At 59.0% G+C, this 1,101-nt stretch carries 2 protein-coding genes; one reads left to right on the top strand and one right to left on the bottom strand.

The features are described from left to right. The coding region (locus C3B61_RS19820; RefSeq protein ID WP_165791230.1) for a DUF6042 family protein at positions 1 to 598 on the top strand (598 nt) is incomplete at its 5' end. Between the two features lie 60 nt (positions 599 to 658). Here the strand turns inward: C3B61_RS19820 and C3B61_RS19105 are convergent. Then, positions 659 to 1,101, bottom strand: a 443-nt coding sequence (locus C3B61_RS19105; protein WP_208858866.1) for a GAF and ANTAR domain-containing protein, incomplete at its 5' end; no start/stop codon positions are given.

Below are 1,101 nucleotides of genomic sequence, written 5' to 3' on the forward strand. Positions count from 1 at the left end.
GCTCGATGAAAACTCCGAGGGCATCCCCCTCGTCAGTGACGGACCCCGCCGTAGCGCTGAGGTCGTCAACGCCCAGGCCCAAGCGACTCGGATAGAAGAGATTGCCGAGCTCGAGGTCTTTAGCTCGCACCTGGGCCTGGCAGCTATTCGCACTCTGGCCGACCTGCTGGATTTCATGACTGCCGCACAGGTGACAGTCCTGGCCGATGGCCAGTATTCCATCAATCCGGCCGCTCCCCTGCCGGAGGAAGTCCTGCCCCTGACCGAACCACGCCGCGAGACGGAGGCACAGCTTCGCTGGAACCAATTACACCAAGAAATGTCCCAGCAGATTATTGCGCTCTTCAAACCAGAACAGCCCTACTCGATCAACTCGTTGTCGACAACAATAGAAGAGCTCGCCCAAAAGCTGGGGGCCGATCCACAGTCCATCCGTGAAGCCCTGGTCATCCTCATCGATGAGGGAGATTTCACGATCACCCGTGACCCCCTCCGAGCCACTGCGGATGACCCTTTCAACGTCAACGTGAACTGGGAAGCGTTCTACGTATCCCGCCTTCCGGTGCGATTCAACAATCCGCCCAGCGAAGACAAATAGGCGCCGGAATGACCCCAAATCACGCCAAGCACCCCCAAACTCATTCCCTGGGCGGTACAGCTAGCTGATCATTTTTTGCTGGCCATCACCGAGCGTCCGAACAACGATTTTTGCTGCGGTATCGCGCAGACTCGCATGCATTCTGCGGGCCTCGGCCCGCAGCAGACCAAACGCCTCATCCATGGGCACACCGTAACGCTGGGCGAGGGCGCCTTTGGCTTGCTCGATGAGTACTCGATCCTCAAGCATTACTTTCATCTGGTCCCGAACGGCGATGTGGCTATGGAGCTTCCTGTGCTGCTCAACACTGTTCGCGGCATACAGGGCCATCGCCTCAGCCAATTCTGCATCGCGGCCGCTCAATCCGCCGGGCTCTGCCAAGAACAGATTCAACGCGCCCAACCTCTGCGAACCAAACCGTATAGGAACAGAGTGAACAGCCCGATATCCGCGGGCCTCAGCGATATCGCTGAAGGCCGGCCAGGTCCCTCGAGCGTCGGCGA

This window comes from Cryobacterium zongtaii, assembly GCF_002909375.1.
GTDB lineage: Bacteria > Actinomycetota > Actinomycetes > Actinomycetales > Microbacteriaceae > Cryobacterium > Cryobacterium zongtaii.